Annotated in this window: 20 protein-coding genes and 2 pseudogenes; 8 read left to right on the top strand and 14 right to left on the bottom strand. The window is 70.5% G+C overall.

The annotated features are described in order from the left end of the window. Window positions 1-96: 96 nt before the first annotated feature. From nhaA to ACZ52J_RS28140, 4 genes are all read right to left on the bottom strand, one after another. On the bottom strand, window positions 97-1,530 hold the full coding sequence (gene nhaA / locus ACZ52J_RS28155) for a Na+/H+ antiporter NhaA (protein WP_465622696.1): 1,434 nt from the start codon (window positions 1,528-1,530) through the stop codon (window positions 97-99). A 278-nt stretch (window positions 1,531-1,808) separates the two neighbouring features. Further along, entirely contained in the window at window positions 1,809-3,767 is a 1,959-nt protein-coding gene (gene acs, locus ACZ52J_RS28150; protein ID WP_465622695.1) for an acetate--CoA ligase, read from the bottom strand. 241 nt (window positions 3,768-4,008) lie between these two features. Continuing rightward, window positions 4,009-6,408: a SulP family inorganic anion transporter gene (locus tag ACZ52J_RS28145; protein WP_465622693.1), complete on the bottom strand. Its 2,400-nt coding sequence runs from the start codon at window positions 6,406-6,408 to the stop codon at window positions 4,009-4,011. Window positions 6,409-6,845: 437 nt separating this feature from the next. Further along, window positions 6,846-7,853: an ATP-binding protein gene (locus ACZ52J_RS28140; RefSeq protein ID WP_465622692.1), complete on the bottom strand. Its 1,008-nt coding sequence runs from the start codon at window positions 7,851-7,853 to the stop codon at window positions 6,846-6,848. 222 nt (window positions 7,854-8,075) lie between these two features. Between ACZ52J_RS28140 and ACZ52J_RS28135 the strand changes: the two genes are divergently transcribed. Continuing rightward, the gene (locus ACZ52J_RS28135; RefSeq protein WP_465622690.1) at window positions 8,076-8,966 is read left to right on the top strand and encodes a Fic family protein; all 891 of its coding nucleotides are present in this window, start codon (window positions 8,076-8,078) and stop codon (window positions 8,964-8,966) included. 405 nt (window positions 8,967-9,371) lie between these two features. Here the strand turns inward: ACZ52J_RS28135 and ACZ52J_RS28130 are convergent, their stop codons facing one another. Further along, the gene (locus ACZ52J_RS28130) at window positions 9,372-10,169 is read right to left on the bottom strand and encodes an HAD family hydrolase (RefSeq protein ID WP_360496678.1); all 798 of its coding nucleotides are present in this window, start codon (window positions 10,167-10,169) and stop codon (window positions 9,372-9,374) included. Window positions 10,170-11,010: 841 nt separating this feature from the next. Here ACZ52J_RS28130 and ssd point away from each other — a divergent pair. Continuing rightward, window positions 11,011-12,135, top strand: a complete 1,125-nt coding sequence (gene ssd / locus ACZ52J_RS28125; RefSeq protein ID WP_465622689.1) for a septum site-determining protein Ssd — start codon at window positions 11,011-11,013, stop codon at window positions 12,133-12,135. Continuing rightward, window positions 12,135-13,142 (top strand): annotated as a pseudogene (locus ACZ52J_RS28120) (TadA family conjugal transfer-associated ATPase); the annotation flags it as partial. The gene ssd and the pseudogene ACZ52J_RS28120, both read left to right, overlap by 1 nt. Before the next feature lie 309 nt (window positions 13,143-13,451). Here the strand turns inward: ACZ52J_RS28120 and ACZ52J_RS28115 are convergent. From ACZ52J_RS28115 to ACZ52J_RS28105, 3 genes are all read right to left on the bottom strand, one after another. After that, a complete protein-coding gene (locus tag ACZ52J_RS28115; protein WP_465622688.1) occupies window positions 13,452-13,661 on the bottom strand; it encodes a DUF397 domain-containing protein in 210 nt (69 codons plus the stop codon). 284 nt (window positions 13,662-13,945) lie between these two features. Next, a complete protein-coding gene (locus ACZ52J_RS28110) occupies window positions 13,946-14,422 on the bottom strand; it encodes an NUDIX domain-containing protein (protein WP_465622687.1) in 477 nt (158 codons plus the stop codon). A gap of 196 nt (window positions 14,423-14,618) precedes the next feature. Next, window positions 14,619-14,975, bottom strand: a complete 357-nt coding sequence (locus ACZ52J_RS28105; RefSeq protein ID WP_465622686.1) for a hypothetical protein — start codon at window positions 14,973-14,975, stop codon at window positions 14,619-14,621. A gap of 357 nt (window positions 14,976-15,332) precedes the next feature. Between ACZ52J_RS28105 and ACZ52J_RS28100 the strand changes: the two genes are divergently transcribed. Further along, window positions 15,333-16,178 (top strand): helix-turn-helix domain-containing protein, encoded by an 846-nt coding sequence (locus ACZ52J_RS28100; protein WP_465622684.1) that lies wholly within the window; start codon window positions 15,333-15,335, stop codon window positions 16,176-16,178. After that, window positions 16,168-16,374, top strand: coding sequence for a DUF397 domain-containing protein (locus ACZ52J_RS28095; RefSeq protein ID WP_465622683.1), 207 nt, complete (start codon window positions 16,168-16,170; stop codon window positions 16,372-16,374). The genes ACZ52J_RS28100 and ACZ52J_RS28095 overlap by 11 nt, the downstream gene beginning before the upstream one ends. 228 nt (window positions 16,375-16,602) lie before the next feature. Here ACZ52J_RS28095 and ACZ52J_RS28090 read toward each other — a convergent pair whose 3' ends face one another. From ACZ52J_RS28090 to ACZ52J_RS28065, 6 genes are all read right to left on the bottom strand, one after another. Next, on the bottom strand, window positions 16,603-16,869 hold the full coding sequence (locus tag ACZ52J_RS28090) for a hypothetical protein (protein WP_465622682.1): 267 nt from the start codon (window positions 16,867-16,869) through the stop codon (window positions 16,603-16,605). A 2-nt stretch (window positions 16,870-16,871) separates the two neighbouring features. Beyond that, window positions 16,872-17,216 (bottom strand): hypothetical protein, encoded by a 345-nt coding sequence (locus ACZ52J_RS28085; protein WP_465622680.1) that lies wholly within the window; start codon window positions 17,214-17,216, stop codon window positions 16,872-16,874. 233 nt (window positions 17,217-17,449) lie between these two features. After that, window positions 17,450-18,859, bottom strand: a complete 1,410-nt coding sequence (locus ACZ52J_RS28080) for a phage major capsid protein (protein WP_465622679.1) — start codon at window positions 18,857-18,859, stop codon at window positions 17,450-17,452. Between the two features lie 38 nt (window positions 18,860-18,897). Next, the gene (locus ACZ52J_RS28075; RefSeq protein ID WP_465622678.1) at window positions 18,898-19,161 is read right to left on the bottom strand and encodes a hypothetical protein; all 264 of its coding nucleotides are present in this window, start codon (window positions 19,159-19,161) and stop codon (window positions 18,898-18,900) included. A 929-nt stretch (window positions 19,162-20,090) separates the two neighbouring features. Continuing rightward, window positions 20,091-20,504 carry a hypothetical protein gene (locus ACZ52J_RS28070; protein ID WP_465622676.1) on the bottom strand — a complete coding sequence of 138 codons (414 nt, stop codon included), beginning with the start codon at window positions 20,502-20,504 and terminating at the stop codon, window positions 20,091-20,093. Window positions 20,505-20,719: 215 nt separating this feature from the next. Continuing rightward, window positions 20,720-22,267, bottom strand: a complete 1,548-nt coding sequence (locus ACZ52J_RS28065) for a recombinase family protein (protein ID WP_465622675.1) — start codon at window positions 22,265-22,267, stop codon at window positions 20,720-20,722. A 55-nt stretch (window positions 22,268-22,322) separates the two neighbouring features. On the opposite strand from ACZ52J_RS28065, the pseudogene ACZ52J_RS28060 reads away from it, so the two are divergent. The 3 genes and pseudogenes from ACZ52J_RS28060 to ACZ52J_RS28050 all read left to right on the top strand — a co-directional run. After that, window positions 22,323-22,685, top strand: a pseudogene (locus ACZ52J_RS28060) (ATPase, T2SS/T4P/T4SS family); the annotation flags it as partial. 139 nt (window positions 22,686-22,824) lie between these two features. After that, window positions 22,825-23,859: a type II secretion system F family protein gene (locus ACZ52J_RS28055; RefSeq protein WP_465622674.1), complete on the top strand. Its 1,035-nt coding sequence runs from the start codon at window positions 22,825-22,827 to the stop codon at window positions 23,857-23,859. A 209-nt stretch (window positions 23,860-24,068) separates the two neighbouring features. Beyond that, on the top strand, window positions 24,069-24,638 hold the full coding sequence (locus tag ACZ52J_RS28050) for a type II secretion system F family protein (protein WP_465622672.1): 570 nt from the start codon (window positions 24,069-24,071) through the stop codon (window positions 24,636-24,638). The last annotated feature ends 56 nt before the right edge of the window (window positions 24,639-24,694 follow it).

Below are 24,694 nucleotides of genomic sequence, written 5' to 3'. Positions count from 1 at the left end.
AGGGACGTGTCTCCGTTGCGGACGGCCTCCAGGGGCTCCCGGACGGGGTTCCCGGGAGGCGCCGGGGTCCGTGCGCGGAGCCTCCCGGAGGGACCGTCAGCGGCCCGCTCCAGCGGCCCCGGAGTTGCCGGAGTTGCCGGCGTTCCCGGAGTTGTCGGCGTTCCCGGCATTCCCGGAGTCGGCGGAGCCCCCGGAGCCGCCGGAGACCCGGGCCCGCCAGGCCGGGTCGTCCTCCTGGTAGACGTCCGGGATGCCGTCCCCGTCCGTGTCCCGGTCCTCCTCCTCGCACAGCGCGCGGTAGTGCCGGTTGCGCAGCTTCAGCAGCACGGTGGCGACCATCGCGCAGAGCAGCGAGCCGACCAGGACGGCCGTCTTGGCCAGGGCGGCGAGCGCCGGGTCGTCCGGGAAGGCCAGCTCGCTGATGAGCAGCGAGACGGTGAAGCCGATGCCCGCGAGCACCGAGACGGCGACCATGTCGGCCCACTTGAGCTGCGGGTTCAGCTCGGCCCTGGTGAACCGGGCGGCAAGCCAGGTGCCGCCGAAGATGCCCACCGACTTGCCGACCAGCAGGCCGACCACGATGCCGAGCGGGACGGCCTGGGTGAACACCTCGCGCAGCGCCGGGCCGGAGATCGTCACCCCGGCCGAGAACAGCGCGAACACCGGGACGGCAAAACCGGCAGAGAGGGGGCGGACCAGGTGCTCGATGTGCTCGCCGGGGGAGTGCTGCTCGTCGCCCTCCCGGTGGCAGCGCAGCATCAGGCCCATCGCGACGCCCGCCACCGTGGCGTGGATGCCGCTCTCGTGCATCAGCGCCCAGGTCACCAGGGCCAGCGGCACGAACAGGTACCAGCCGTGCACCCCGCGCCGGTGCAGGAACCAGAACAGCACCAGCCCGGCGAGGGCCAGTCCGAGCGCCCAGAACTTGATGCCGGAGCTGTAGAAGACCGCGATGATCAGGATCGCGATCAGGTCGTCGACGACGGCCAGGGTGAGCAGGAAGGCGCGCAGCGCCGAGGGCAGGTGGCTGCCGACCACGGCCAGGACGCCGAGGGCGAAGGCGATGTCGGTGGCGGTCGGGATCGCCCAGCCGCCGGGGTGTCCGCCACTGCCGGAGTTCACCAGGGCGTACAGGATCGCGGGCATCGCCACGCCGCAGACGGCGGCGATGACGGGCAGCGCCGCGGCGCTGGGCGTGCGCAGCTCGCCCGCGACGAACTCGCGCTTGAGCTCGATCCCGGCGACGAAGAAGAAGATCGTCAGCAGTCCGTCCTTGGCCCAGGTGGCCAGGGTGAGGTCGAGGTGCAGCGGGGCGGAGGGGCCGACGGTGTAGTCGAGCATGCTCTGGTACGCCTGCGGCCAGACGTTGGCCCAGATCAGTGCGATGACGGCGGCGCCCAGCAGCAGCATGCCGCCGACCGTCTCGGTCCGCAGGGCGTCGGTGATGAAGGTGCGCTCGGGCAGTGACAGCCGGCCGGGGAACTGCCGGCGGCGGGTCGTCGGCTCGAGGACGGGCGGCTGGTCGGTCACGCGGGACCTCCTGGGGCTGGGAGCGGCAACGGATGCACGAGTGGTGCAGTTGCCGACCAGACTTCCCGGCGCGCCCTGTGACGCCCGGATCCCGCCGGGGGATCTTGATGCGTCGTTAACAGTCTAACGGGATGTTCGGGTGACGTCCGGATTGTCCTATTCAAGGACTTAAGCCCTACGGATGGGTTCCGCACCCGGAGGAACGGCGGCGGCCCGGAGGAACGGCTGTGCCCCGGGCGATGACCACCGCCCGGGGCACAGTCGCTGTCTCAGTCGGCTCAGCCGTTGCCGTTGCCCATGAGCGGCAGCTGGGCCTGGATCTGGCTCATCACCGAGCTGTCGGCGAGGGTGGTGGTGTCACCGACCTCGCGGCCCTCGGCGATGTCGCGCAGCAGACGGCGCATGATCTTGCCGGAGCGGGTCTTCGGCAGCTCGCCGACCACCTTGATCTGCTTCGGCTTGGCGATGGGGCCCAGCGTGCGGCCGACGTGCGCCCGCAGCTCGTCGACCAGCTCCGGGCTCTCGGTCATGCCGCCACGCAGGATCACGAAGGCGACGATGGCCTGCCCGGTGGTGGCGTCGGCGGCGCCGACCACCGCGGACTCGGCGACGGACGGGTGGCCGACCAGGGCCGACTCGACCTCGGTGGTGGAGATGTTGTGGCCCGAGACGAGCATGACGTCGTCCACCCGGCCGAGCAGCCAGATGTCGCCGTCCTCATCCTTCTTGGCGCCGTCACCGGCGAAGTAGCGGCCCTGGAAGCGCGACCAGTAGGTGTCGATGTAGCGCTGGTCGTCGCCCCAGATGGTGCGGAGCATGGACGGCCACGGCTCGGTGAGCACCAGGTAGCCGCCGGAGCCGTTGGGCACCTCGTTGGCCTCGTCGTCCACCACGGTGGCCGCGATGCCCGGCAGGGCGCGCTGGGCCGAGCCCGGCTTGGTCTCGGTGACGCCCGGCAGCGGGCTGATCATCATGGCGCCGGTCTCGGTCTGCCACCAGGTGTCCACGATCGGGGTCTTGCCGGCACCGATGTGCTCGCGGTACCAGATCCACGCCTCGGGGTTGATCGGCTCGCCGACACTGCCCAGCACCCGCAGCGAGGACAGGTCGAACTTCGCGGGGATGTCGTCGCCCCACTTCATGAAGGTGCGGATCGCGGTCGGCGCGGTGTAGAGGATGGTCACGCCGTACTTCTGGACGATCTCCCAGAACCGGCCCTGGTGCGGGGTGTCCGGGGTGCCCTCGTAGATGACCTGGGTGGCGCCGTTGGAGAGCGGGCCGTAGACGATGTACGAGTGGCCGGTGACCCAGCCGATGTCGGCGGTGCACCAGTAGACGTCGGTCTCCGGCTTGAGGTCGAAGACCGCGTGGTGGGTGTAGCTGGCCTGGGTGAGGTAGCCGCCCGAGGTGTGCAGGATGCCCTTGGGCTTACCGGTGGTGCCCGAGGTGTAGAGGATGAAGAGCGGGTGCTCGGCGTCGTGCGCCTCGGGGATGTGCTCGGTGGACTGGCGTGCGGTGATCTCGTGCCACCAGACGTCACGGCCCTCGGTCCAGGCAACGTCCTGCTCGGTGCGGCGGATCACCAGGACGTGCTCGACGCCGTCGACCTTGGTGAGCGCCTCGTCGATGGCCGGCTTGAGCGCGGACGCCTTGCCGCGCCGGTAGCCGCCGTCGGCGGTGATGACGAGCTTGGCCTGGGCGTCCTGGATGCGGGAGGCCACGGCGTCGGCGGAGAAGCCGCCGAAGACCACCGAGTGGGTGGCGCCGATCCGGGCGCAGGCGAGGATCGCGACGACCGCCTCGGCGATCATCGGCAGGTAGACCGCGACCCGGTCGCCCTTGCGGACACCGAGCTCCAGCAGCGCGTTGGCGGCCTGCGAGACCTCGTCCTTGAGCTGGGCGTAGGTGATCGAGCGGCTGTCGCCGGGCTCGCCCTCGAAGTGGATGGCGACCCGGTCGCCCAGGCCGTTCTCGACGTGGCGGTCGACGCAGTTGTACGCCACGTTGAGCTTGCCGTCGGCGAACCACTTGGCGAACGGCGGGTTGGACCAGTCGAGGGTCTCGGTCGGCTCGACGGCCCAGCTGAGGCGACGGGCCTGCTCGGCCCAGAAGCCCAGACGGTCCTCGGAGGCCTGCGCGTACGCGGCCGCGGTGACGTTGGCGGCTGCGGCGAGCTCTGCGGGCGGAGCGAAGCGCCGCTCCTCCTTGAGCAGGTTGGCCAGGCTCTCGTTGCTCACACGCACTCCTCATCGAGTCATGATCAGAGACGATCCCGTGCGTGGGGATTGTCCCGTGTGTCCCAGCGCACAGCTCACCAGGAGAACGGGGCAGTTGACAAGAGGCTGCCGATAATTGGTGTAGACCTTTGACCGAATATCGGGCCACGACCGGTACGGTCCGCCGCGCGGGAGCGGAGGGCCGTGCCGGGGCTGGTGGGCCCGTGCCCCAGCCCGCCCGGCGGGGACACGGGCCCGGCTCTCAGGCGGCCAGCCGGGGGCCTTCCTCGCCGACGCCGGACGGCACCCGGCCGTCCTCATTCACCCGTTCGGCCGATGCCACGCCGGCCCGAGCCCCGGCGTGGGCCCCGGCATCGGCTGCGGTACGGGCCTCGACCGCGCTGAACGTCCCGGCGGCGCGGTCCAGGACGTAGGCCTGGGCGGTCGCGAAGTCGAAGTACATCCCGACCAGCCGCAGGGTGCCCTCCTCGACCCGGCGCTCCACCGCCGGGTTCGCCATCAGCTGGTCCAACTGCTGGACCACGTTGGTGAGGCAGAGCTGCTCCACCGGGTCCACCACCGGCCGGGTGGCGAACTCGGCGGGCGCCCGCCGGAGCCGGTCCAGCGAGCCGCGGCCGTTGCGCAGCCAGCGGGCCAGCGGGGTGGGCGGACCGGGATGCTCGTGCACACCGTCCAGCAGGGCCTTCATCGCGCCGCAGCCGGAGTGGCCGCAGACCGTGATCGAGCGCACTTCCAGCACCTCGACGGCGTACTGCACCGCGGCAGCCACCGAGTCGTCGGCCGCGCCGGGCTCGAACGGGGCCGGCACCAGGTTGCCCACATTGCGGACGGTGAAGAGGTCGCCCGGGCCGCTGTTGGTGATCATGCTGGTGACCATCCGCGAGTCCGCGCAGGTCAGGAAGAGCTGGGAGGGCGTCTGCCCCTCCCGCGCCAGCCGGGCGAGTTCGGGCCTGATCAGTGGGGCGGTGTGCAGCTGGAACACCCGGACCCCGTCCAGCAGCCGGCCGTGCGGGTCCTCCTGCTGCTCGATGCAGTGGTGGCCGACCCAGGGCGTCCAGGCCCGGCAGCGGTGCGGCCCCGGTGAACTGCCGGCGCGCACCGTGCCGTCGGGGTCGAGCACCTCGTCGTCCTGGCGCCTCGTCACCATCGAGACCCGGCCGCCCGCGTCCTGGTGCCCGGCGCGCCAGCTGTGCAGCGTCTCGTAAGCGGCGTGGTCCAGGAAGGAGCCGTCGTGGACCACGGTGACCTCGGCCCCGGCCGGGATGTCGGACAGTGCCCGGCTGAGCCGGGGCACGGCGGTGAAGGTGAGCGGGCCGTGCGTCTGGACGGTGACCGAGCCGTCCGGCCCGGTCCTGACGTCCACATGGGCGCGGGTCAGCCGGTAGAGCGCGAGCAGGACGGCGGTGCCGGCCCCGATCGCGACACCCCACAGCACCCCGGCCGCCACCACGGCGACCACGGTGGTGAGGTAGACGGGGAACTCGCGGTGCCGGTGCACATTGCGGATGTGCGCGAAGCTCACCATCTGCAGCCCGACCACCAGGACCAGCGCGGCGAGCGCGGCCAGCGGGATCCGGCGCAGCCCGCCGCTCAGCGCCAGCGCGGCGGTCAGCACCCAGACGCCGTGCAGCACCGAGGCCCACCTGGACCGCGCGCCGGCCTGGACGTTGGCAGTGCTGCGCACCGCGCCGCCCGCGATCGGCAGCCCGCCGACCAGGCCGCTCACCAGGTTGGCGAGGCCCTGGCCGCGCAGCTCGCGGTCGAGGTCGCCGGTGCGGCGGGACATCCGGTCGATCGCGGCGGCGGACAGCAGTGACTCCACGCTGGCGACGGCGGTGACGGTCAGGACGGCGGCGATCAGGCCGAGCACCGGACCGTGCGGCAGGGCGGGCGCGAAGGCGTGCGGCTGCCAGGCGGGCAGCTCGATGTGGGCGAGTCGCAGGTCCAGGGCGAGCGCGAGGGCGGTGGCCAGGGCGATGGCGGCCAGCGGGCCCGGCACCTTGGCCAGCCGGGCGCCCAACCGGCCCGCACGGCCGGGGAGTCGGCCGAGCCGGGGCCAGCCGAGCAGGACGGCCACGGTCACCGCGCCGGCCAGTAGTGCGGGCGGGTGCGGACCGGCCAACTGCCCGGGCAGTGCGAGGATGTTGGCGATCGCGGAGCTCTGCGGCGAGCCGCCGAGCACGACGTGCAGCTGCGCGATGGCGATGGTGAGCCCGACCCCGGCCAGCATGCCGTGCACGATCGCGGGCGAGACGGCGAGCGCCGTCCGGGCCACCCGGCGTGCGCCGAGCAGGAGTTGGAGAAGACCGGCGGCGAGGGTGATGGCGCAGGTGGCCTGCCAGCCGTACTGGGCGATCAGCCCGGCGGTGATCACGGTCAGCGCTGCCGAGGGGCCGCTGACCATGAGTGTGGTGCCGCCGAACAGCCCGACCACGATGCCGCCCACGGCCGCGGCGGCCAGGCCGGCGGTGAGCGGGGCGCCGGTGGCCAGCGCGATGCCGAGGGAGAACGGCACGGCGATCAGGAAGACCACGAGCGAGGCGGAGAGGTCCTGCGCCCAGCGGATCCGGGCGCCGGGGCCCGGCGGTGCGTGGTCGGTGGTGTCGGAGGCGATGGGGGCGCTGGAGATGTCGAGGGTCATTGTCTTCCCGTCTGTCCGGGGGAACGAACGCAGTCAGGTCCGGCGGTGAATCCGGGGTGGGGCTCCGGGCGGATCGGCTGTCGTGGGTCGCGACGGTGTGGCGGGATGGCGTGGGCGCGGCGGGGAGTGCGGGTGTCACCGGCCGGCGTCGACCATCGGGCCCGCCAGGAGCCCGGGCGAGGAGCGGGAGGTCTCGCCGAGGGCCGCCGGAACGGACCATCAAGACTCGGTAAACCGAGAGTAATGAAAGCTTTGCATAGCGTCGTTGCGGGAGGGAAGCGGAAAACCCCCTGATTCACCCCAATGGGTGGTGTTCGAACGGTCGGGGGCCTGGCGGCGAGTGGCGGGGCGAGCGGTGGGGCCGGACACGGCGAACGGGCCGCGGCTTCCCGGGGTGACGGGAGACCGCGGCCCGTCCGGGCGCGCTGGGGCGGGTGTCAGGCGTGGGCGCCCGCCGGAGCCGTGCGCTCGCCGCCGTCCGCGAACTCGCCCGGGACGAAGCCCTCGTCCACCTGCGTCGCCAGGTCGATACCGACCTTGGCGTTGGCCCAACTCTCCGCGTTGCGGCGGTGGAAGAGCACGGCCTGCTCGGTGTAGCGGAGCGCGTCCCGCCGTCCGTGCGCCGCGTCGGCCTCGGCCCGCAACTGCTCCAGCACGGCCCGGTTGGCCGGCTCCAGGGACTTCAACGGCGGCTCGGCGCCCTGCTCCAGGCGGCGCACCCAGTCCGACTGCCCGAAGGTGGTGAGCAGGTCGTCGCCGACCTCGCGGCGCAGGAACGCCAGGTCGTCCGGGCCCTGCACCTTGTTGCCGACCACCCGCAGCTGCACGCCGAAGTCACGGGCGTAGTCCCGGTACTGGCGGTAGACGGAGACACCCTTGCGGGTCGGCTCGGCCACCAGGAAGGTCAGGTCGAAGCGGGTGAACAGGCCGGAGGCGAAGGAGTCCGAGCCCGCCGTCATGTCGGTGACCATGTACTCGTCGGGGCCGTCCAGCAGGTGGTTGAGCAGCAGCTCCACCGCGCCGACCTTGGAGTGGTAGCAGGCCACCCCGAGGTCCTCCTCGGTGAACGCGCCGGTCGCCAGCAGCCGGACCGAGCCCTCGTCCAGCGCGATCGGGCGGGCGCAGGCGGCGTAGACCGGGTTCTCCTCGACGATCCGCAGCAGCCGCGAACCGCGGCCGGGCGGCGTGGTCTTGATCATCTCCTCGGCCGAGCGGATCAGCGGGTTGCTGCCGCGCAGGTACTCCTTGATCTCCGGCAGGTGTGCGCCGAGCGAGGGCAGGCCGGCCGCCTGGGCATCCGTCAGTCCCAGGGCGGGGCCCAGGTGCTGGTTGATGTCGGCGTCCACGGCGATGACCGGCCGACCGGCGGCGGCCAGGTGGCGGATGAACAGTGCGGACAGCGTGGTCTTCCCGCTGCCGCCCTTGCCGACGAAGGCGATCTTCATCTGGGGACTCCGGCTCTCGCTCAGGGCCCTCGCTCGGGGCCGCCTGCCCAGGGGGCGCGTGCGACGGGGGCGCCCTCTAGTTGGAAATCGTTATCGTCTCCGATAGTGGTCATGCTAGCCGGGGTTTGGACCTCACCGGGGGAGGGAAGTGAGGATTGCCTCTAACGGGTGATGCGGGGTTGCTGTTCCGGGAGGGGCGGCCCGTTCATTACTCTCGGGTAGGTGAGCACTGGAACAGATCCCCTCGCCCCGCTGGCCCAGCTCCCCGGGGTGCCCGACGCGGTCGCCGAGGTCCGCAAGGCCGTCGACCGGCTCTACGGCCACCGGGTGATGCGCCGCCGCGCGGCCGAGGTCACCTCCGAGTCCGCGCTGCGCGGCGCCCGCGCGTCAGCGGCCCTGGCCGGGGCCGACTGGCCGCTGGAGGAGGTCCGCCGCCGCACCGACTTCGGCGCGGACACCGAGGCCCGCACGGTCGGCGCCGCCCTGCGGATCGCCGCCGAGGCCGGCCAGCTGCTCAGCATCTGGCGGCACTCGCCGCTCCAGGTGCTGGCCCGGCTGCACCTGCTCGCGGTCGGCGACGGAGACCCGGTCGCCGGGCGCCCGCGCCGGGCGGGGGAGGGCGCCGAGCCGCTGTTCCCGCTGGAGCTGCAGCGGGTGGAGAGCGTCGAGGCCGACACCGCCGACGGGCCGCTGCCCGAGCTGCCGCCCGCACCGGGCGCGGAGGAGGTCGCGGCCCGACTCGACCAGCTCTCCCGGCTGCTGGTCGCGCGCGCGGAGGGGCAGGGTGTGGGCACGCCGGCCCTCGTCGTGGCCTCGGTGGTGCACGGTGAACTGCTCGCGCTGCGGCCGTTCGGCGCCTACAACGGGGTGATCGCGCGGGCCGCCCAGCGGATCGTGCTGATCGCCGAGGGGCTCGACCCGAAGTCGATCTGCCCGGCCGAGGTCGGCCTGGCGGAACTCGGCACCGCCGCCCACCGCCGGGCCCTCGCGGGCTACCTGGCGGGCACGCCCGGGGGGATGGGGGCCTGGATCGCGCACTGCGGCGCGGCGCTGCGGCTCGGCGTGCGGGAGAGCACGGCGGTCTGCGAGGCCATGCAGCGCGGCATGGCCTGAGCGGCCGGGCCGGACGGGGACGAGCGGAAGGGCCCCGCGAAGGGGCCCGTAGACACGGAGATGCGGCGGCACCTGATCCTGCTGGGTGCCGCCGCTGGTGCAGATGCCAGGTGACCATGCATGCACCGGAAGTGCCGATCAGACGGGGATCCTGCCCGTTCGTCTGGTCCGGCGGCCCGACAGCGGGTCGGCTGCATGTGGGTGCTCGGCTATCTGTACACGCGGTCCGTGGGGCCTGAACTGCGTTGTCGGTTTGACCTCTTAAGGTCCTGACCGGGTCTCGCGGGCCGTGCTTCATTTGTATCGCGTTTCGGGCGAAAGGGGAACCCGAAACGAGAAGTCTGTGTCGATTGCCCGTTTTATCCAGGACGGGCCGGGCGGGCCGGTTCGGCCGGACGCGGGGCCTCAGGCGAGGGGGCGCCGCCGACGGGCCAGGTACCAGATCACTCCGGCGGTCACGACGGCCGTCCCGACCGCCACCGCGGTCAGCACCGAACCGCTCGGGGCGGAGAACTCGGGCAGCCGTCGCCGCAGTTCCACCGGCTTGTCGAAGACCAGCACCGGCCACTCCCGGGCCTGCGCCTCCTTGCGCAGCGCCCGATCCGGGTTGACGGCCGACGGATGGCCGACCGCCGCCAGCAGCGGCAGGTCGGTGGAGGAGTCGCTGTAGGCGTAGGACGCGGCCAGGTCATAGCCCTCGACCGCGGCCAACTCCCGGATGGCGGCGGCCTTGTTCTCCGCGTAGGCGTAGTACTCGATCTCGCCGGTGTAGCAGCCGTCCTCGACCTTGAGCCGGGTGGCGATCACGTGGTCCGCGCCGAGCAGCGCGCCGATCGGCTCGACCACCTCGGAGCCGGAGCTGCTGACGATCACCACGTCCCGGCCGGCCGCGTGGTGCTGCTCGATCAGCGAGGCGGCCTCGTCGTAGATGATCGGGTCGATCAGGTTGTGCAGGGTCTCGGCGACGATCTCGCGGACCTGCTGGACGTTCCAGCCCCGGGTCAGCGCGGAGAGGTACTCACGCATCTTCTCCATCTGGTCGTGGTCCGCGCCGCCGACCAGGAAGACGAACTGGGCGTACGCACTGCGCAGTACGGCCCGACGGTTGATCAGGCCGCCCTGGTAGAAGGGGCGACTGAAGGCCAGCGCGCTCGATTTGGCGATGATGGTCTTGTCGAGGTCGAAGAAGGCCGCCGTGCGCAGCCCGCCCGACCGGGGGCGGTCGGGTGCGGGGAGCTCTTCGGGCCCGGTGGGGTCGCCCGGGGACTCGTCGGCGTGGTCGTCGGCGTTCTCGGTGGTGTCCACGGGAACCGAGGATAGAGGGCGCCACAAAACACCCCGCCATTCGGTGTACTCGCGGGCGTGTGGGTTTGTGTTTCTGGCCGCTCGGGTACACCATGGAAGTCACGGATCGTTCGCGACCGTGCTAACCCGGTCCGGCTCCTCCCCCCCGAGTCGGGCTGTGGATAGACGACCCCCGCTCTCCCCCCCGGCGGGGGTCGTCGCACGTCCGGGGCCATTTTCAGGGCTTGAAGGTCCGCTGCCGCGCATTCCGCGCGCGCCCCGCCGACGGTGTACAGGGGGTGTCGGCGCCTGGGTCCATCGACCACCTTTCGTCACTCTGCGTCGCTGTTTGCTCATCGCTGCCAAGAAACGAACGGCTGGTTCCGATCGGCGGCGCGGGCCGTTCCGGGAGATGTCGGAAGGCGGTCGGGAGACCGCCCGGAGATCGGCCGGGAGATCGTCCGATCGCGCCGCGACGGACCGCCGGTTCATCTCGGCGACCCCCTTTCGTCAATTCTTCGCCGATTAGCCCCCCGCCCGGGTGAACGTTTTCCTCCACAGCCCACGAGTTATCCACAGGCAATCGGAACGTGGATGACGGAATCCGGATCTCCCCCCACCGTGATGGTCGGCGGCGGTCGCCGGGCAGGGCCTCATCCCCTTCCTCTCTCAGAGGTCTGCCTGGCGGCCGTCCGCCGGAACCGTCCGACGTGCGTCGCCGGCCGCCCCCGGTGGCCGACGGCGCGGAGGGGAGACCACCATGTCGACGCCGATCGCCGACCACGTCACCGCCGAGGGCCCCGGCCCCGTCGGGCCGCTCGTCGTCACCGAGGACGAGGGCCTGGCCGAGCACCTGCTGCGACTCTGCGCGGCGGCGGGCACCGAGCCGAGGCTGATCCGGGGCGCGCCGCCGACGCGGGAGCTCTGGGAAGGTGCCTCGCTGGTCCTGGTCGGGGACGACCAGGCCGTCCACTGCTCCGAGTTGGGCCGGCGCGGCGGGGTGCTGCTGCTCGGACTCGACCTGGACGACCCCGGCGTGTGGGTCCGGGCCGTCCGACTCGGCGCCGAGCACGTGCTGTTCCTGCCCGACGCGGAGGCCTGGCTGCTCGACCGGATCGCCGACGCGGCCGAGGGCGGCGGGCCCCCGGCGGTCACCGTCGCGGTGCTCGGCGGCCGGGGCGGCGCCGGGGCCTCGACGCTGGCCTGCGCCCTGGCGGTCACGTCCGCGCGGGCCGGCCGACGGACGATGCTCATCGACGGCGACCCGCTGGGCGGCGGCCTCGACATCCTGCTCGGCGGCGAGATGGCCCGCGGGCTGCGCTGGCCCGATCTGGCCGGCTCGCGCGGGCGGGTCAGCGGGGCCGAGCTGGCCCGGGCGCTGCCCGCGCTCAACCGGCTCTCCGAGCTGGCCTGCCTGTCCTGGGACCGCGGCGACACCCTGACGGTGCCGCCGGAGGCCATGCGCAGCGTGCTGGCCGCCTCCCGGCGGCGCGGCGGGCTGGTGGTGGTCGACGTGCCCCGCCACCTCGACGCGGCCGCCGGGCAGGCGTTGGAGCAGTCCGACCTGGCGCTGCTGGTGGTGCCGGCCGAGCTGCGCGCGGTGGCCGCCGCCGACCGCGTCGCGGCGGCCGCCCGGATGCGGCTCGGCGACGTCCGGGCCGTGGTGCGACCGATCCGGGCCGGCGGGCTGCCGGCCCACCGCATCGCCCGCGGCCTGCGGCTGCCACTGGCAGGGGAGTTGGAACCGGAGCCCGGCCTGGCCCAGGACGTCGAGAAGGGCATCCCGCCCGGGACGAGGGAGAGCGGTCCGCTCGCGCGCTTCTGCGCGACCTTCCTGAACGAGGTGCTGCCGCCGGTGCCGGCGGTCGGAGGAGGTGTGTACTGATGGTCCGTCTGCGCAGAACAGGCCTTCGGGGCGGTGCGCCCGGCCCGGGCACCGGTGCGCGGGAGCACCGGCCGCTCCGGAGCGTGCCGCCGCCCGGCGGGCCGCCGGAGGCCGAGCACGGGCCCTGCCCGTACGGCCGGACGGCCCGCGAGCAGCGGGCGGCGGCCCTGGTGGACGCGGTGCGGCTGCGGCTGGCCGAGTCGGGGGCCGCCCCGACGGCGGGCTCGGTCGCGGCCGCGCTGCGGGCCACCCGCCCGCCGCTCGGCGGGGACGAGGTCCTGGACACCGTGCGCTCGTTGCGCGCCGAACTGGTGGGTGCGGGCCCGCTGGACCGGCTGCTGGCGGCGCCCGACGTCACTGACGTCCTGGTGAACGGTCCGGAGGAGGTGTGGGTCGACCGTGGCGGCGGCCTGCACCGGGCCACCGGAGTCCGGTTCACCGACGCCGAGGCGGTGCGGCGGCTGGCCCACCGACTGGCCACCGCGGCCGGGCGGCGGTTGGACGACGCCCGGCCCTGGGTGGACGCCCGGCTGCCGGACGGCACCCGGCTGCACGCCGTGCTGCCCCCGATCGCGGCGGGCTGCACACACATCTCGTTGCGGGTCTGTCGGCCCCGGCCGTTCACGCTCGACGAGCTGGTGGCGGGCGGAGCACTGCCGCCGGAGGGCGCCGACCTGCTGGCCGGCATCGTGCGGGCGCGGCTGTCGCTGCTCGTCTCCGGCGGGACGGGCTCGGGCAAGACCACGCTGCTCGCGGCGTTGCTCGGACTGGTCGGGCCGGACGAGCGGATCGTGGTCGCCGAGGACTCGGCGGAGCTTCAGCCGGCCCATCCGCACGTGGTCCGACTGCAGAGCCGGCCGCCCAACCAGGAAGGGCTCGGCGAGTTCACGCTCCGGGACCTCGTCCGCCAGGCGCTGCGGATGCGTCCGGACCGGCTGGTGATCGGCGAGGTGCGCGGGGCCGAGGTGTCGGACCTGCTGGCCGCGCTGAACACCGGACACGAAGGCGCGTGACTACGGAAACCGTACACGTACCCGGCCGGGGGAACCACGCAGTGCGAAGCCCCGCCCATGCGCCGGGGGGATCGCATGAACGGGGCCGATCTTGGCTACGCAGGCGTGGACTGCCCGCCGCTGTGCCCACCGCCGGGCCCATGCTTCCGTGGCCAGTAGGGACGGCCCTTCGGCGTGTACCGGTACGGGTCCGGCTGATCCGGATAGCGGGTCACCCACTGGTCACACCAGCAGCAAAACCCTTCGCCGATCTCCGGATCGAACACGATGGGCTGATCACACAGCGGACAGTCCACGGATCTCCTACGCGCTCAGGTCGAACTCCCCGCCCTTGATGGCGCTGGTGAACTCCGCCCACGCCTCGCGGGTCATGGTGACCACCTCACCGGGCCGCTCGCTGTCGCGCAAGGCGACCACGCCGGGGATGTTGGTGGCCACCTGCGGGCACGCTTTGCGCACCGTGTTCTGACAGGCGGCGACGGTGACGAACTCGAATTCGGGACGTGCGGTCATTGCAGTGTCCTCTCTCTCGATTCGGTGAGCGGCACCCCGTGCGCCTGCCAGCGGCAGACCAGGTTGGCTGACGCACGGGGCCTTACCCGGCACGTGAGCGCCGGGGGTCTTGTGCCCGCCCCGGTCCGGTCTGACCGATTGTCCGTCGCCGGGGCGGGAGTCTTAGGACCGGCTCAACTCGGCGCTTTGGTGCCTGAATTGGGCCGGTGTGCTCAACAGTGCGGGAACGGCTATCGCCCCGGAGCGCAGTCCGCCGGTAGGTGGGGTTCGGCGGGGATCAGGGCTCAGCCGACCGGCTCGCCCATGACCAACAGCGGGATGCCCTGTCCGTCCCGGCGAGCCTGCCATGCCTGCGAGATGCGCTGTCGGGCGTGCATGGACGTGTGCTCGTGCAGCTCCGCCATGGGTACGAAGCGGTGCCCCCGGTGGTGGGGTCCGTGCTTGATTCGCTTCGTCTGTTGGGCCGTGAGGACGCCACCCGAGAAGACGATGTTGATCCCCTCGGGGTAGTCGCCCGCCGGAACGTAGTCCACGGCGACGACCTTCCACAGGTCGAGCGCAAGCCCGGTTTCCTGCTCGAAGTGTCGGGCGGCGGCCTCGTCCGGCGCCTCGCCGGGTTCGGCGCTGCCACCCGGAAGGATCAGGCCGTCCTTGTACTCCGGGTCCACCATGAGCACCTCGCCCGCCTCGTTGAAGGCGATCACCAGGCAGCCGAGTCGTCGGGCAGGCGGGTTGGCCATGAGGGGGTTCGGATGGTTCAACTTAACTCCTTATCAGGTGAGTTGGTTTGGACGGCCGGAGGTTCCCTGGCGGGGGCACCGGCAGGAAGTGAGACTTGATGAACAACTTCCCACTTGCCGCGCCTAGTTGGCGGTGGCGGTGGCAGTCCGGCGCGTGCCCGGCGGGCACCGATAATCGAGCCATACGGGCCCACAAGGGGTATCGCGTAGGGGTCCACTACGCGTTCAACTCCCTTGGAACAACGCGAAGTCCGTCACTTGGCAGAGCAGGCGTCACGCCGCAGTCAGCGAGCAGGCGAGCCACCAAAGACCGGGACTCACCGTCGATCAGGCGCCCAGTGAGCCGCGCGTACTCGGTCAGCACGTCGGCCAGCGCACGGGCCGTGCTGGCGTGACAGCCGCCGAGCGACACGTGAGGCCCCTCGCGCATCCCGCGCCCGCTGGTTACGGGCATCACGTCAATGCCGGACGGCAGGCCAGCGAGCTGCCAGGCGGTCTCTACGGCATCTGCTGCCGCTTCGGCTTCCGCACGGAATGAGCGGAGTCTCTCCGCCTTGCTCTCCAGCTCGCTCACGATGCGATCCGCGCTGGAAGCGCCCGGGAGGGCGCGCTCGGCACCATGACACGGACCAACTCCGGCACATTCCCGAGTGGTTCGATCTCGCTGGGGTAGGTCTCCCACTCCAGTCCGCCACCCCGGGGGCGGAGGTAGACCCTGCCCGCCACCGTGCCCATGTAGACGCCCTCAGCGCCCTTGTGAGCTAGGTCCCGGACGACCTCCCCCACCTTGGGCCGATACAGCGCCCTGGGGGCCTTTCTGTGCGTCGCCACCGCCGCTCCTCTCCGTGCTGGGTTCGTAACTAGGATCGGCACCAAGAGGGCCGAAGACCAGTGCTCCAACCCGTAGTAGATCGGCAGGTAAAAATCCCCGATGGCCACCTTGACGACCGAACCTGACCCAACGTCATCCCCGGTAATGCGCTTCGGCGCAGAACTCCGCAGGTTACGACGGCTGCGCGGCTGGACACAGGAGAAGCTTGGCGGGCTCCTGGGGTACTCGGACACATGGGTCTCTTTGATCGAACGAGGGAAGGAGACCCCAACTTCCAAGCTGGCACTAAAAGCCGATGAAGTGTTCGAGACCGGCGGACTGTTCGTCGAGCTGCTCCGCCGCATCACCGGCGCCGCCCTACTGGAGGGGTTCGAGGAGTTCGCCGATCTGGAGGGTCGAAGCCGGAAGTTGCGAGCCTTTGAGCTTGGCGTGATCCCGGGGCTTCTTCAGGTCCGCTCATACGCTGAAGCGCTCGCCACAGCCGCCGTGATGCGAGGAACCATCACAGAGGATCAGGCAGAGGAGCGCCTCGCCTTCCTGGCTAAGCGTCAGCAACTCCTGGAGCGGACACCGAAGCCGGTCATTCACGCGGTACTGGACGAGAGCTGCCTCATGCGGCTTGTCGGTGGTCGCTTGGTCATGATCGAACAGCTGACACGGCTGGAGGAGCTCGCGTACCGACCCAACACCACCATCCAGGTGGCCCCCTTCAGCTTGGGGGAGCACAGGCCGTTCACCTGCCCGGTCACGCTTCTTACGCTGGCTGATCACACGGCGGTCGCCTACAGCGAATCGCAGCAGCGCGGCTACCTGGAGCGTAACCGGGAGCCCGTTGCGGCATGGGACAGGGACTACGATCAGCTTCAAGTGGAGTCGCTGCCAAAAATGGCTTCGCTGGCGAGGATCCGCGAGGTTCGTGAGGAGCTTGAGAAATATGAACTTTGACCCGACGGGCGCCCGCTGGCGCAAGAGCACTTACAGCGACAACGGCGGCCAATGCATCGAGGTAGCTGACGGCTCTCCCGGCATCATGCCAGTTCGTGACTCCAAGGACCCCGAGGGTGGCGCCCTGGTCTTCAGCGCCGACGCGTTCGCCGCCTTCGTGGACGCCGTGAAGGCCGGTGAGTTCGGCGACGTGTGACGGCCCGCACCAACGCAGAGAGCCCCCTGCGCCGACCATGACGGACGGTACAGGGGGCTTCGTGCTGCTGCGGACGGCGAGACGGCCGCAACGGGATGATAAGTCGAGTTGGGGATGCGCGCCGATGGGAGAGCGCGACAACTCGACTGTCCGCAGGGGCAGTTGCCCTACGCCGGCTGTGGTGCCGAAGTCCTCAACTCCATCTAGCAGCGCAGGTGCTGGCGCTGCTCAGTCGGCGGGCATGTCCGCCAGGATGCTGACCGCACGTTCGGCGGTCAGGTGCTCGTGTTCGGCCCGCCCCTCCGCTACGGCGTGAATCATCGCGATCTCAGCGGGGGTCGCCGCGCCGTGCCTCACGAGTGCCCAGATACCCGCAGCCGGTAGAGCGGCGTAAAAGGCGGCGCCTCGATCGTGGCCCTGGATTCGCTCCCATTCGATTTCGGTCCGCCGGAACAGGGCGGCGGTATTCTCGGCCTTTCGCTTGGCCTTAGCCATGTTCAGCCACCTTTCACAAGCTTGTACGGTCCGCGAGTCCCGAGCCGCTGATACTTCGGCGGCGCGTCGTCGCCCTCTTCAAGGTCCGGCAGCGCGAGAGCGGCATTCAGACGGGCGAAGGCGATTCGGGTTTGCCGCAATTCGACCACAGCGGGATTGACCTTGTTCGCCCGCATGACGCCGTTTCGCTGAACGTCGGCGTCGAGGGCGTCTAGCGTGTCAGAGGTTCGGCAGACTTCCAGCAGAAGGCGTTGCTCCTGAGGAGTGAGGTCGTAATCGGAATTCACGGACTCCCACAAGCCAAGCGCCGTGACACTAAGTGACGAAAGCTTCTCTGAGAAGTCCATAGAATTGGGCCCTTCGTAGTCTCGTGCGTTTCACGCACTTAGTTTGTGTTCGAGATCAGGGGGCCGGGTCCCTGACGCATTACGACGTAGACATACGACCGCCCCCCATGCCCCTAATGTCCGTTTTGGCGGTCACACTAAGTAAGCGTCGCGCGCAGAAATCTCGCAACGAGAAAGCGCCCGCCGCAGCAGCCAATGAGGCGACTATGACGGGCGATAGCTGGCATATGCCCTTAGAGGACCTGGTTAAGACCAGTGCCGGAGATCACTGAAATTGAACCGGGGTAACGGCCCGCTTGGAAAGCTGCGTAGTTGTATAGCCGCACAAAAACAGACATCTGGTTGGCGTAGGTCTGCTGGAAAGCCTCAGCCCGAATGTGCGACTCCCACAACCGGACGTCATCCGACTTGAGGACGAGAATTCGATCCTCATTCGTTCCGGTTCCCAGGTTGGTAGGAATGTTCGCGTCGAGATACACATCCAGACCAGCGATGCGGCCCGCCGGACCATCAGCATTCAGCTTCGGGCCGAGCACGCCGAGAGCATTATTCGGGCCACTTTCGGCGGGAACAATGACCGGGCGGCCTAGCGTGTCCTGCTGCGCCAGCATCCACATAAACCGGCGGGGATGAACAACCACGGCATCCGGCGCCTCATAGCGCGAGGTATAAACCTTGCTGATCGCCGACACAATCGCGTTGTAAAGCGAATTGGTGCCAGTCAGTGCGGTGCCGGACCACGAAACGGAGTTGGTGCCCGCAAGGGTCAGAACGCCGGTCGGCTGTCCGCCGGTACCCGGGCCGGTAAGGCACAGTGTGTCGAGGCGCATGGCGTAATCGGCGGCGAGGTCGCCCAGGATCACGTCATCAATGTTTAGCGGGCTCTGCTCTATGAGCTGCAAGGATACGGTCTGCCCGCCCGCAATCGTCGTCACGCCACTCGAAATGCTGGTGGTCGTCAGATCCGTCTGCTGAATCTGGCTATTCTGCGTGCTCTGCACAGCAGTCGCAGTGCCGGTGTTGACCTTCGGCAGAGCTAGCTGATCAGTGCCGGGAGGCAGCGGATCGTTTGCCACAAGGTCCGCAAATACCCGCCTCGGCCGGGCGAGACGAACGAACTGATCCTCTAGCCACTTCGGGGGCACGAATTCGCCACCGCTGCCGTTCGTGGTGCTGATAGCGCGAAGCTCACCATTCGCGCGAGCCCGGTCGGCAACCATCCTGTTGTTGCGGTCCAGCCGCTCAAGCGCGTTACGGTCGCCGTTGTTACGGACGTTGAGCATGTCCATAAAGAATGAGGTCGCCGCATCCTCGCGCTTATAAATTTCTGGCTCGCGGGTAATGATGGCAGCGCCAGGCATGGTCGGCTTACGGGTCTCAGTACTCATGTGGCCTACTCCAGTCTTCGGCGCATACATGCGCTGCATGGGCGCGGCAGCCTCGTCCGCCCGCACCTGCTCGTCTAGTTCCTCGATACGGTCGTCGAGAGCACGAATTTCGGCCTCCGTCGTATCAAAATTCCGGGCCTCGGCCGGCGTCAGGGTGCGATTTCCGGCCTTCGCGCGCTCAAGAATGCGATTCAGCGCATCCCGCGACATTTCGCGCTTCGCTCGCAGTTCCGCGATCATTTCCCGCTTAGTCATTTGGTTCCTTGTCATTCTCAGGCTGCTTCGCCGGTCGGTTACTTTCCACGCTGTTCCAGAACCGCATTTGCAATCCGGCGGTCGACCGCCAGGCGGCGCATGTCGGTGCCGACCTCGACCAGCGTGGTAAGGGCGGAAAGCATCGGGTGCGGCTTTCCTTCGACCGCCACGCCGTCTCGCTCGACCGCTTCAAGCGCAGCGAGGGAAAGCGCGTTGAGGCGTAGGCGTAGTTCCGGAATGAACGCGTCGGGCCCGGCATCCGTGGTGGGCCTCAGCGGACGAGTCATCTCGTGTGGAGTCATGATGATTCCTTGCTTGGAAATCAAAAAAGGCCCCCGTAGACCTGGAATGCCAAGGGCGGCTGCATTCCGGGTACCACGAGGGCCAAGATCAGGGGAGCGCGCCGCCAAGCGCAGAGAGAGCAGAGCGCTGCGCGAGGGGCGGTGGGCTACTCTCGTTTTGTACTAGAGAGCACTGGATTCCCGCCAGCGGGGCGGGCACGCGTTGGGGGCCAATGTAGATATGTAGCTTTGAGACCCGTTTGAGGTTTCCCTATAGAGTTCTATATGCATTACCAGAACAAAGGTCCAAACTACATATCTACATCGCCGGGGATGATTTCCGGGATTCTCCGTGCTGCGTCGAGTGCGCGCCCGCTGTCCGGCCCCGCTGTGAGGCACGAGAACGCCCCGGCAGGCTCGGGGCCACACCGGGGCGTCTCAAGGGCTTACAGGGCCCGCTACGCGGCCCCAGCCTGCCGCGCCGCCCTGTACCGCATACGGTCCCGGCACCTCCGAGAGCAGAACAGCGCTGGACGGCCGATTCCGTTGCGCAGCAAAGGGTTTGAGCACTCCGGCCGCCCGCACTGGGGTGCTTGGCTGACGGCCTCAGCGAGTCTCAGTGCCTCGCGTACCTGCTTGTGCGCCGCTTCCATGAGAGCCGGGTTCCGAGCGCCCAAGGCATCCCAGACGGCCGATTCGGCCGACTCCAGCGCCCGGCGTATCGCGTCGAAATGGGGGTTGTCCATACGTCGTTACTCCTTGGTTGTCTCGTACGGGGTTCGACGTTGCGACGGATTCCGACGGACGGGCCGCCCGCGCTTCCCTGGTTTTGGGAGAGGGCAAGGCATTCCCGCCCCGCTGTACGGCCATCTCAGATGCCCTGTAGGCCCTCTGCGGGCACGAGAAAGCCCCCGCCGGGCCGAGGGGCCAGACGGGGGCTGAAAGGCTGCCTATGGGCGGTCAGAGGGGAAGTCCACCAGCGCGGCGACGGCGTCGGCGACGGCATCGGAGTACTTGGCGAGCGTGGCAGCTTCGCGGGCGCACACGGAGTAGGCGTACGCGTCGCAAGCGTCCGATTCGGCCTCTTCCATCTCTGCGCGGCAGACGTTGCACTCGTCGTGAAGGCGGTGCTGCGCGGCCTCGTTCTCGCTGTCGACGTAGCCGATGTTCGCCGCGAACGCTGCCGTGTCGAGCCAGTCACGCAGGGCGGTTCGCTTGTCGGCGACCGAGGCGGTGTCCGGCATCTCCTCGCCACGTTCCATGTCAGCGGCAATCTCGTCCTGTGCAAGCTCGGCAGCGAAGGCGACGAGGTGCGCCGGGGCCGTGACAGCGAAGGTGGCTGTGTCGTGGGCGGTGTCGGTCATGGTGGTCTCCTACCTCTCCTCAGGTCGGCTCGATGAGCCTTGGGGTGGGTCTTGGTTGAGGGAGAGCGCAGCGAATTCCCGGTTTTCTACGGCGTGCAGTAGTGCCGCGCCGAGGCCCTGTGTGGGCATCTGCGGGCACGAAAAAGCCCCTGCCGGGCCGGTGGGCCAGACAGGGGTTGAACGGGCGCCTGAGGGGCGCTCAGGGGCTTTGTCGCCTAGCTGAGAAGGTCAGCCTCTTCGAGGGCGGCATCTCGAAGCATGGCTACGTCCGGGTCAACCTCACGCCACCACGACGGGCCGTCAAAGCTGACCGACACGCGGGTTGCGGTAAACCGCTTGGGAGCCCCCGGATTTGGGGGCGAGATCACCACCCGCGCGCCCAAGTCAGCCAGCAACCCCCGCCGCCCCTCGTTGTCTCGCCGCTTCCACTCGTTCGCGATGGTCCCGCCAGCGTCAACCCAACGTCCTTCGGCGTGTTCGGCCTCTGTGCGTAGCTCCGCCTGTCGGCGCTCAAGCGCGTTCAGTTGCGGGATGACGATCCGCGCTGCCGCTCCGTTGGGGTCGAGGTTCACAAGGTTTCCGGCCAGCCGCTCAATCTGCGTGTTCACCTCGGCGAGTTGGAGCACCGCACTGCCGTCCGGCTCAGCCCAGCGCATCAGGTTCAACCGACCGAACCGCTTGAGGTAGTCGGCGGTCACCATGTCTTCGACCGGCGCGGCAACTACTACGTTCGGCCGGTGGATGCCCAGCTTGCCGACACCTGCGCGACACACGTACGTGCTGAAGTCCTTGCCGCGTACCTCGCGGCGCTGACGGTACATCGGGCCGTCGCACTCGGAGCAGCGCGCCACGTGCAATAGGAGCGCCTTCCCGCTGCGCTCCACACCCCGCCCCTTGGCCTTCTCATCGATGATCGCGCGCACGGCGGACGAAGTGGCACCGTCCAGGATGGCCGGACCAGCGGACAAGGGCTGCCCCTCGCTGTCCAGGACCGGCTGATTGGTCAGCGCGCCCCGCTTAGAGCCCGGTACAGCCTGAACAAGCCAGCCACGGACAGCAGGCGTGTAGAGCACATCCCGCAGCGTCGTCGAGTGCCAGCGACCGCCCCGCACCTTGCGTCCGTCGCGCTGTCGCGCATGGTCAGCAGGGGGCAGTACGCCCCGCGCATTGAGGTCCCGTGCCAGGCCGGTCAGCGATGCCCCGTGGTTGATGAGTTGATCTGCGCACTCCCGAACGACAGCGGCGGCAGTCTCGTCAATTGCCCAACGCTTGTTATTCACAGGCCCGTTGACTTCATAGCCGTACGGCGCGAGCCCGCCCAGGTGGTTGCCGAGAGCCCGGAAGTGATTCTTTGAGTCCTGGATACGGGACGTGATCATGTCTCGCTCGTACTCGGCGAACGCAGCGAGCACGTTGATGACGATCGAGGAGTTTTCCGGCGAAACCACACCATCAGCAGTGACGACACTTGTCCGGGTGGACTCCGCTGCCTTCAGCAAGCGCTGGAACTCCAAGACGCTTCGGGCATACCTGTCCAGCTTCGACGCAAGCACGTAGTCAACGCGCGGAAGCCAGGCCAGCACCTCGCGCATGCCGGGCCGGTCCTCAAGCTTCGTCGCGCCGGATACGTTGGTGTCGCTTGCGACGTGGACCACCTCCCACCCGCGCTGTGCCGCGTATGCCTTGCACGCGTTGATGCGGTGGTCCGGCGCTTCCTCAGCGAACAGCCGGGACAGGCGGTCGTAGATGATCACGGTTGGCATGGGTGCCCCCTCTCGGGTTCCCCTAGCGCGCATCGAATTCATGCACGGTTAGGGCGGCCACGCGGGCGGTTTCGGCACGGTCCACGCCAACACGGCGGCGGACGTGCCGGTCCGGCTGGAGGCCCTGGGCTCGCTCGCCGGGCTCGACCGGCCGGCGCTGCACAGCCAACTGCGGGCCGCGCTCGAGGTGGTGGTGCACCTGGTCCGGGATCCGGGCTCGGGGCGGCGCCGGGTGGCGGAGATCCACACCCTGGCCGGGGACCGCGCCGGGCTGGCCGTGACCACCCCCGCGGTGGCCTTCCCGGCGGCGGGCGGCCTGGTGCCCGGGGCGGGCTGGGAGCGGCTGGTCGGGCTGCTGGCAGCGCGTGGGGTGGTGCTCGGGGCGGGGGCCGAACCCGGCCCCGGAGGGCCGTCGTGACGGCGGGCGCGGCGGGGGTGCGGGCGGTGGAACTCGCCTTCGTCCTGCTGCTCGGCGGGTGCGCCACGGGCGCCCTGGCGCTGCTCGGGGCCTGGAAACGAAAGGGCTGATGACGATGGCAACGGGGGTCAATGGCGCGATGCAAAGTCAACTTCCGCTCTGTTGGGTGGTGGTGCTGTGTCTGGCGGCTGTCGCCGGGTGGCGAGCGCTGCAGGAGCAGTTGCCGGGCGGGCGGCGCTCCAGGCTCGTGCTCGCGGGCAGCGGGCCTCCCGTACGGGGACCGGGCCCGGGGCTGGAGGCGGCGCGGCCCGGCCGGCTCCGGCTTTCGGAGGTCCTCACGCCCGAACTCCTGGCCCTGCCGGTGGGATTGGCCGCCGGGCAGGCCACCGCCTCGCCGGTGCCGGTGCTCGCGGCGGCCCTGGCCGTCCTGCCGCTGCGCCGGTGGCGCTTGCACCGGCGCCTGGCGGCGGAGGCCCGGCAGCGGGCGGCCGCGGTGGTGGAGCTCTGCGCCGGGCTGGCCGGGGAGTTGCGCGGCGGGGCGACGCCGGAACGGGCGCTGCACCTGGTCACCGCGCGGCTCGCCACCGACCCGGACGGACGGCGCAGGCTCGGCGAGGAGCCGGTGGCCCGGCTCGCGGCCGGCCGCTACGGCGCGGACGTGCCCGCCGCGTTCCACCTGCTGGCCGAACTGCCGGGCGGGAGCGGGGCGGCGGCGATCGCGGCCTGCTGGCGGGTCGCCGCCGACAGCGGGGCGGGGCTGGCCGCCGCGCTGGACCGGGTCGCGGAGGCGCTGCGCGGCGAGCGGGCGCTGGCGGAGGAGATCGCCGGGGAACTGGCCGGGCCACGGGCGACGATCGCCGTCCTGGCCGCGCTGCCGGCCACCGGGCTGCTCCTCGGCGCAGCCCTCGGGGCCCGCCCGCTGGCCGTGCTGCTGCACACGACCGCCGGGTTGGGCTGCCTGGCGGCGGGGGCGGTCCTGGAGGGGCTGGGGGTGTTCTGGACGGCACGCATCGTCCGGTCGGCGGCCCGGGGCGCCCTGGAGGTCCCCCGGGGGCGTGGCGAGCCCCGTCGAGCGGCTGACGGTGCGCTGCCCGCGCTCCGAGCGAGCGAACGGGGCGGCGGGCTGTCGCGGCTGCGGGCCCGGGCCCTCGGCGCGGGAGCGGGGGTCGGGTGATGCGGGGCGTCGAGTGGGCGGTGGCCGGACTTCCGGCCGTGGCGGCCGCCCTACTGCGGGTGCGGGCGCTGGTGCGTGGCCGGATGAGGCGGCGGCGGGCGTTCGCCGGGGCCCGTGAGCGGGAGGAGGGACGGAGGTCGACCGGGCCGGCCGGGTCGGGCGTCGGGCATCGACGGCGGGTTGTCACGGCTGCCGTAGCCGGGCTCGCGGTGGCAGTGCTGCTCGGTGGCGGCACCGGGCTGGTCGTCGGGGCGCTGGCGGCGGTGGGCGCCCACCGGTGGTCGGCCCGAGTGCGATCGCCGGCGGATCGTCGGGCGGCCCTGGAGGAGGAGCTGCTGACCAGGCAACTCCCACTGAGCGCCGAACTGTTGGCGGCCTGCCTCGGCTCGGCGGCGCTGCCCTCCGAGGCCGTGTCGGCGGTCGGCCGGAGCGTGGGCGCGCCGATGGGGCCCCGGCTGGTGGCGATCGGGGCCGAACTGGCCCTCGGCGCACCACCGGAGCTGTGCTGGAACCGACTGGGCGAGCAGCACCCGCCGCTGGCGCCGCTGGCGCGCTGCCTGGTGCGGACGAGCCTCGGCGGAACTCCCGCCGCCGAGCCACTGATCGGGCTGGCCCAGGGGCTGCGGACGGCGGCCGCCCGCGCGGCCCACGCCCGGGTCCGCCGGGCCGCGGTGCTCGCCACCGCGCCACTCGGGCTTTGCTTCCTGCCGGCCTTCGTGCTGATCGGGGTGGTGCCGGTGGTCGTCGGCCTCACCAGCCTCTTCGCGCAGGCGATGTGACCGGGAGCCGAACATGCGGCCGGCAAGAGCGGCAAGAGCGGCAAGAGCGGCAAGAG

Source organism: Kitasatospora sp. NPDC034035 (assembly GCF_055575755.1).
Note: the sequence above shows the minus strand (reverse complement) of the source record. Positions and strands in the feature narration are given on the sequence as shown.

Excerpts from the sequence above, each read along its gene's own strand:
- ACZ52J_RS28145 (WP_465622693.1), bottom strand. The coding sequence starts at position 6,408 with ATGACCCTCGACATCTCCAGCGCCCCCATCGCCTCCGACACCACCGAC.
- ACZ52J_RS28140 (WP_465622692.1), bottom strand. The coding sequence starts at position 7,853 with ATGAAGATCGCCTTCGTCGGCAAGGGCGGCAGCGGGAAGACCACGCTG.
- ssd (WP_465622689.1), top strand. The coding sequence starts at position 11,011 with ATGTCGACGCCGATCGCCGACCACGTCACCGCCGAGGGCCCCGGCCCC.
- ACZ52J_RS28115 (WP_465622688.1), bottom strand. The coding sequence starts at position 13,661 with ATGACCGCACGTCCCGAATTCGAGTTCGTCACCGTCGCCGCCTGTCAG.
- ACZ52J_RS28100 (WP_465622684.1), top strand. The coding sequence starts at position 15,333 with ATGGCCACCTTGACGACCGAACCTGACCCAACGTCATCCCCGGTAATG.
- ACZ52J_RS28095 (WP_465622683.1), top strand. The coding sequence starts at position 16,168 with ATGAACTTTGACCCGACGGGCGCCCGCTGGCGCAAGAGCACTTACAGC.
- ACZ52J_RS28090 (WP_465622682.1), bottom strand. The coding sequence starts at position 16,869 with ATGGCTAAGGCCAAGCGAAAGGCCGAGAATACCGCCGCCCTGTTCCGG.
- ACZ52J_RS28085 (WP_465622680.1), bottom strand. The coding sequence starts at position 17,216 with ATGGACTTCTCAGAGAAGCTTTCGTCACTTAGTGTCACGGCGCTTGGC.
- ACZ52J_RS28080 (WP_465622679.1), bottom strand. The coding sequence starts at position 18,859 with ATGACTAAGCGGGAAATGATCGCGGAACTGCGAGCGAAGCGCGAAATG.
- ACZ52J_RS28075 (WP_465622678.1), bottom strand. The coding sequence starts at position 19,161 with ATGACTCCACACGAGATGACTCGTCCGCTGAGGCCCACCACGGATGCC.
- ACZ52J_RS28070 (WP_465622676.1), bottom strand. The coding sequence starts at position 20,504 with ATGACCGACACCGCCCACGACACAGCCACCTTCGCTGTCACGGCCCCG.
- ACZ52J_RS28065 (WP_465622675.1), bottom strand. The coding sequence starts at position 22,267 with ATGCCAACCGTGATCATCTACGACCGCCTGTCCCGGCTGTTCGCTGAG.
- ACZ52J_RS28055 (WP_465622674.1), top strand. The coding sequence starts at position 22,825 with ATGCAAAGTCAACTTCCGCTCTGTTGGGTGGTGGTGCTGTGTCTGGCG.